Origin of the sequence: Caballeronia sp. GACF4, from assembly GCF_023631025.1 — a bacterium.
In the GTDB taxonomy this organism is placed as follows: Bacteria; Pseudomonadota; Gammaproteobacteria; order Burkholderiales; family Burkholderiaceae; genus Caballeronia.
In genome coordinates, this window is record NZ_JALQDW010000009.1 from 198,841 (window position 1) to 205,066 (window position 6,226).

The 6,226-nt window shown below is 61.8% G+C and carries 8 protein-coding genes; 3 read left to right on the forward strand and 5 right to left on the reverse strand.

All coding sequences use genetic code 11. The features are described from left to right. Positions 1-4 precede the first annotated feature (4 nt). Both NCR40_RS10730 and NCR40_RS10735 read right to left on the reverse strand, forming a co-directional pair. A complete protein-coding gene (locus NCR40_RS10730) occupies positions 5-310 on the reverse strand; it encodes an addiction module antidote protein (protein ID WP_244826139.1) in 306 nt (101 codons plus the stop codon). Positions 311-313: 3 nt separating this feature from the next. Further along, positions 314-622 (reverse strand): type II toxin-antitoxin system RelE/ParE family toxin, encoded by a 309-nt coding sequence (locus NCR40_RS10735; protein ID WP_250465488.1) that lies wholly within the window; start codon positions 620-622, stop codon positions 314-316. Positions 623-879: 257 nt separating this feature from the next. Here NCR40_RS10735 and NCR40_RS10740 point away from each other — a divergent pair, with 257 nt between their 5' ends. The 3 genes from NCR40_RS10740 to NCR40_RS10750 all read left to right on the forward strand — a co-directional run bounded on the left by NCR40_RS10740 (position 880) and on the right by NCR40_RS10750 (position 4,635). Then, positions 880-1,626: a GntR family transcriptional regulator gene (locus tag NCR40_RS10740; RefSeq protein ID WP_244826142.1), complete on the forward strand. Its 747-nt coding sequence runs from the start codon at positions 880-882 to the stop codon at positions 1,624-1,626. 19 nt (positions 1,627-1,645) lie between these two features. Beyond that, positions 1,646-3,079 (forward strand): multidrug transporter subunit MdtD, encoded by a 1,434-nt coding sequence (gene mdtD / locus NCR40_RS10745; protein WP_250509439.1) that lies wholly within the window; start codon positions 1,646-1,648, stop codon positions 3,077-3,079. Positions 3,080-3,360: 281 nt separating this feature from the next. Continuing rightward, complete coding sequence (locus NCR40_RS10750) at positions 3,361-4,635, forward strand: EAL domain-containing protein (RefSeq protein WP_244826144.1); 1,275 nt, start codon at positions 3,361-3,363, stop codon at positions 4,633-4,635. 9 nt (positions 4,636-4,644) lie between these two features. On the opposite strand, the gene NCR40_RS10755 is transcribed toward NCR40_RS10750, so the two are convergent. The 3 genes from NCR40_RS10755 to NCR40_RS10765 form a co-directional block, all read right to left on the reverse strand. Continuing rightward, entirely contained in the window at positions 4,645-4,797 is a 153-nt protein-coding gene (locus NCR40_RS10755) for a hypothetical protein (RefSeq protein WP_250509440.1), read from the reverse strand. 197 nt (positions 4,798-4,994) lie between these two features. Then, the gene (locus NCR40_RS10760; RefSeq protein ID WP_250465492.1) at positions 4,995-5,576 is read right to left on the reverse strand and encodes a superoxide dismutase; all 582 of its coding nucleotides are present in this window, start codon (positions 5,574-5,576) and stop codon (positions 4,995-4,997) included. Between the two features lie 198 nt (positions 5,577-5,774). After that, positions 5,775-6,226 (reverse strand): exodeoxyribonuclease VII large subunit (locus NCR40_RS10765; RefSeq protein WP_284507747.1); only part of this gene is annotated, 452 nt, incomplete at its 5' end.

The window sequence follows — 6,226 nt, forward strand, 5'->3', positions numbered from 1 at the left end:
TTGATCAGGCGCCGGCTTTCGAGCCATGCAATTGCAGGCCGAGGGCTTTGACTACTTTGAGGATGGTTGCGAAGCTGGGGTTGCCGTCTTCCGATAGCGCTTTGTAAAGCCCTTCGCGGCTGATGCCTGTATCGCGCGCCAACTGCGCCATGCCGCGCGCTCGCGCAATCACGCCAAGCGCGTGTGCAATAAACGCGGAATCGTCGCCGCCTTCTTGAAGACATGCATCGAAATACTCAGCAAGGTCCTCCTCGGTCTTAAGGTGCTCGACCGAGTCCCAGGGACGAGTTTTGATCTTGGTTGGGGTCATTGATTACTCCATGTCAAGGTGAGGCAGCATGGCGTGTGCGGACTTGATGTCTCTGTCTTGAGTCGACTTATCGCCCCCACATAGCAGGATCACCAACACGTCTCCACGATGAACGTAATAAACACGATAGCCTGGTCCATGATCGATCCGCATTTCAATCACCGGTGAGCCGGCCGAGTTAGTGTCGCCTGGATTGCCCGACGCGAGTCGGTCGATACGAGCTTGAATTCGGCGTTTTGCGATGCGGTCCTTAAATGCAACGAACCAGTCGTCAAAAAGCTCTGTGGTCCGAATGTTAAGCCTAAAAGTCATCGTAATCCATGGTTCACAAACCGTCAACCACAGTTGACAGGTCAGTCTATCTAATAGGAAATTCACGGCAAGAATTTGCCTCTGTCTATTTTTCGCAGGGACACCGTAAAAGTCGCCACCCGCGTCAGGGAGTAAGTCTCGAATCGATCGCCGCTGAGAGGCCAGCCGCCGAGCCATCGCGCCGCTCATCAAAAACCCCCGAACGATCCGCACACCTTTGCCTTAAAATCACCGCTCGGCCCACAAGCGTCCGCTTTATGAACCAGACCTCGGAAGACCGCTGGCGTGACCTGCGCCCGGACCCGGACAGCGACACTCCGCTCTATCTGCAACTCGCACGCAAGCTCGCCAACGCCATCCACGACAATCGCTGGAACGCAGGCGAAGCCCTGCCCTCCGAGCGTGTGCTGTCCGAAGCGCTGGGCGTCTCGCGGATCACATCGAGGAAAGCCATCGCATTGCTCGTCGAACAAGGGCTGATTCGCCGTGAACAAGGCGCGGGCAGCTTCATCACGCCGCGCTACGAAGACCCGCTCTCGCGTCTGTCGAGCTTTTCGGAGATGCTACGCCGCCGAGGTTTTACGCCGAGCTCGCAATGGCTCTCGCGCAAGATCGAGCCCGCCAATCGCGACGAAGTCATTCAACTCGGCCTCTCGCCCGCCGCCGCCGTCACGCGCCTGAAGCGCCTGCGTCTCGCCGACGACATCGTCATGGCCGTCGAAAACTCCACGTTTCCCGCCTCGCTCATTCCCGATCCGTTGGTCATCGGCGACTCGCTCTACAGTTATCTCGACACGCGCGGCCTCTCGATCGTGCGCGCGTTGCAGCACTTTCGCGCGGTGAACGCGAGCGCGGAGATCGCGCAGCAAATGGGCATCGCGCCGCACGACGCGCTTTTGCTCATCACGCGCGTAGGCTATACCGCCGATCAACGCGCGATCGAACTCACCGATACCTACTGCCGCAACGACTACTACGACTTCGTCGCCGAGTTGCGCAAGTGACTCACGCGCCGACGCGCCCATGACCGACATCGCCGCCACGCCGCCTTCGGAACGCTCACTCACCGTCATGCTGTGGCTCGTCGCCACGGGCTTCTTCATGCAGACGCTCGACTCGACCATCGTCAACACGGCCTTGCCCGCGATGGCGAAAAGTCTCGGCGAAGCGCCGCTGCGCATGCAAGGCGTCGTGATCGGCTATTCGCTCACGATGGCGATGATGATCCCCGTGTCCGGCTGGCTCGCCGACAAGCTCGGCACGAAGCGCGTGTTCTTCAGCGCGATTCTCGTGTTCACCATCGGCTCGCTCTTGTGCGCCAACGCGCAGTCGCTGACGGCGCTGGTCGCGTTCCGCGTCGTGCAAGGCATCGGCGGCGCGATGCTGTTGCCAGTCGGACGTCTGGCCGTGTTGCGCGTGTTTCCCGCCGAACGCTACTTGTCGGCGCTCGCGTTCGTCGCCATTCCAGGGCTTATCGGGCCACTCATCGGGCCAACGCTCGGCGGCTGGCTCGTGCAGATCGCGTCGTGGCACTGGATTTTCCTCATCAACGTGCCGGTGGGTGTGGTGGGCTGCATCGCGACCAAGATGTTCTTGCCCGATAGCCGCAATCCCGCCACCGCGCCCTTCGATCTTGCCGGCTATCTGCTGCTCGCAGTCGGCATGGTCGCGCTGACGATCTCGCTCGATGGCCTGGCCGATCTCGGTCTGCCGCATGCCATCGTCATCGTGTTGCTGGTGTTGAGCCTCGGATGCTTCGTCGCCTATGGTTTGCATGCGACGCGCGCCGCGCAACCCATCTTCTCGCTCGATCTATTCAAGATCCACACGTTCAGCGTCGGCCTGCTCGGCAATCTCTTCGCGCGCATCGGCAGCGGCGCGATGCCTTATCTGATCCCGCTGCTCTTGCAGGTGAGCCTCGGCTACACGCCGTTTCAGGCGGGCATGATGATGCTGCCGGTCGCCGCGGCCGGCATGCTGTGCAAGCGGCTCGTGACGCGGCTGATCGAAAAGCATGGTTATCGGCGCGTGCTGGTCGTGAACACCGTGCTCGTCGGACTGATGATGGCGAGCTTCGGACTCACGAGCGAACATCAGCCGCTTTGGCTGCGTCTCGTGCAACTGGCGATCTTCGGCGGCGTCAACTCGATGCAGTTCACCGCCATGAACACGCTCACGCTGAAAGATCTCGGCACCGGCGGCGCGAGCAGCGGCAATAGTCTGTTTTCGCTCGTGCAGATGCTGTCGATGAGCCTTGGCGTGACCATCGCCGGCGCGATCCTCGCCACCTTCACCGGCATCCTCACGCGCGTGACGGAAACCAATTCGCTGCCCGCGTTCCACGCAACCTTCCTTTGCGTGGGCATCATCACGGCGGCAACGGCGTGGATTTTCGGGCAGCTTGCGCCGGAAGTACGCTCGACGAAGCGAAAGACAGATCCTTCCGAAGCGAACTAAAGCCGGGTTTCGTCGGCTCGGCCGAAAATTTTCGCCGCGCCATCCGATTGTGCGTTTCGCACCGACAGAGTGCGGACAGCACCGCTACACGACCTTCAAACGGCATGCCGCCGCATCGTGCATTACCGTCCGGCCGTGCGCCGAGCCAATGTACACACAAAAGCGCGCCGATTAATCGCGCTCCCCCGCTTGCACATTGAATTCGCACGCTTTTTGCTGGAACGTGATGTGCCCGATCTTGTAAACTGTCTCATTAAGTAAATTGCCCGGCCCTCGACACCATGAGCATGGTTGACATCGATCCACCCCGCTTCCAGTCTCCGCGTCCCGTCGCGGGCGATGACGGCTCGCGTCGCACCGTGCTGTACGGCGAGTACACCGTGTTCAGCGTGTTTCAGCCGGTGTTCTCGGTGTCGCATCGGCGTGCGATCGGCTATCACGCGTCCTTGCGTGCACGGGACGAGACACATCGTCATGTACCGTCACACGAAGTGTTCACCCAGGCGGCACGGCGCGGCGATCTTCTGGAACTGGGACGATTGGCCGAGTCCCTTCATCTGGGCAACTTCAACGCGTTCGACAGCCACGACGAATGGCTCTTTCTGAGCCTCCACCCCGCCGCGCTGATGGACACGAGCTACGGCGACGCGCTCCTCGCCGCGTTGAAGGACATCGGCTTGCCGCCGCAACGCGTGGTGCTGGAAGTGCCCGAACAGGCGGGCGGCGAGACGACGCGCTTCACCGAAATCATCGACTCCATGCGCAAGTCGGGGTTTCTGATCGCGCTGGATGGCTTCGGCGTGAAGCATTCGAATATCGATCGCGTGTGGCAGTTGCGGCCTGACATCGTGACGCTCGACCGCTGCATTCTCCAGCAGGCGACCGAGCATTCGCATATCGAGCGTGTGTTGCCCCGGCTCGTATCGCTGCTGCATGAATCCGGGCAACTCGTGTTGATGGGCGGCCTCGCGACCGAGCGCGACGCGCTGATCGCGCTCGAATGCAATGTCGATTTCGTGCAGGGCGCGTACTTCGCGCAGCCGAGCGTCGATGCCGTGCATCCGCAAGTCGCTGCGGGCGTGATGGATGCGTTGTCGGCTGCGTCGCGCGAACGCGTGGGCGCGCGCGACCGGGCGCAAGCCGCGCGTCTCGAACCCTACGTGAGCGGCCTCGAACGCGCGGCAGTCAAGCTGATGGAAGGCGAAACGCTGGCCGCCGCGACGAGCGAGCTGCTGCAACTGGTCGATACGGCGCGCTGTTTTCTGCTCGATCAGGAAGGCCGGCAGATCGGCGATAACGTCGTGCCGGTCGTGCGTACATCGCAGCGCGCGAAGCGTTTCAGTCCGCTGCTGCATTCGGAAGGCGCGAGCTGGGAGCGTCGGCCGTATTTCATCGAGGCGTTGCGCGCGCCAGGACGCGTGCAGTTGACCGCGCCGTATCTGTCCATCAACGAGGCGCATCTTTGCGTGACGGCATCCATCGCCGCGCAGACGCCGTATGGCTTGCAGGTGCTATGCGTCGATATCAATTGGGAAGCGGTGCCGCGGCGGCGCTGAATAGCGGGATTACGACCGGCGCTCGGCGTCCGGCTTGACGATATCGAGCCCTGCAAGCGCGAGCACGCCGGACAGCACGATCAACGCGGTGGAATGGCGTCCGAAATATAAAAGCGCCGCAGCGGACCATGCGGCGAGACAGAGGGCGAGAAAGCGTTTCATCGTGATATCACGCGTGAGGGCCGACCCAAGCGATGCGGCACGGCCGATCAAAGCGACATTCTAGATTTCCCGGCGGCAAGACGCAGAAACCGCCGACGCGCGAACGTTCCTCGCCATGCAAAAAGCCCTCCGTAGAGGGCTTTTCGTTCGATCCGACATCGCGAACGACGATGCGGGATCGGCGCAAACCGTAAGCCTTAAGCCCCGAAATTCTTCGAAGCGAAGTCCCAATTCACGATGTTCCAATACGCTTCGATGAACTTCGGACGCGCATTGCGGTAATCGATGTAATAAGCATGTTCCCATACGTCGATGGTCACGAGCGGCTTGGCATCCGTCGTGAGCGGCGTGGCGGCGTTGCTGGTGGAGACGATATCGAGCGAGCCGTCCGTCTTCTTTACAAGCCATGTCCAGCCCGAACCGAACGTGCCGGTCGCGACCTTGGCGAACTCTTCCTTGAACTTGTCGAACGAGCCGTACTTGGCGTTGATCGCGTCAGCCAGCGCGCCCGTCGGTGCGCCGCCACCGTTCGGCGACAGGCTGTTCCAGAAGAACGTGTGATTCCAGACTTGCGCCGAGTTGTTGAACACGCCGCCCGACGACTTCTTCACGATCTCCTCGAGCGGAAGGTTCTCGAATTCGGTGCCCGGAATCAGCTTGTTGAGGTTCGTCACATAGGTCTGGTGATGCTTGCCATAGTGATACTCGAGCGTTTCTTCCGACATGTGCGGAGCAAGCGCGTTCTTGTCGAACGGCAACGGCGGGAGGGTATGTTCCATGATTGCAGCTTCCTTTTCTATGTGATTTGTAGGGACTGTGGGGAGTGAAGCGCTGGAGCAATGGATTGTAGGCGACTTGGGATAACCCCGCAAACCGCCTGCCTTTATGAGCAAGATTGCTTTCCAAAGCTTGAATGCAGCGTCAAAAGTGCTCCTGCGGCACTTGGCGGCTTCGTCAAAAGGCCGGTGTCGAGGCCATCAGAATTCGTCGGACAAACGCGGCTGGACATCGGCGAGAAGGACATCGGCAGAGCCTTCCGCGAGATGCACGGTCATCGGACGCTTCGGTTTGAGTGCGTTCGGCGCGCGCAGCGCACGGCCCGTTTGGGTATCGATCAGGGCGGCGTAACCGCGCTCGAACGTGCGCTGCGGACTCAGCACCTGCAAGCGCGCCGCAAGCTCGGACACACGCGCGTTCGCACGCTCATGACGACGCTCGCGCGCACGCTGCATGCGCTCGGCCAAACGGCCGAGATGCTCGATCTGCGTCGCGACATCCGGCCTTCTGCGTTGCCATCGATACTGCACCAGCGCGAAATGCGCGCGTGCATCGCGAACCGGGCGGGCGGGCGCCGGGGGGGGGGGGGGGGGGGGGGGGGGGGGGGGGGGGGGGGGGGGGGGGGGGGGGGGGGGGGGGGGGGGGGGGGGGG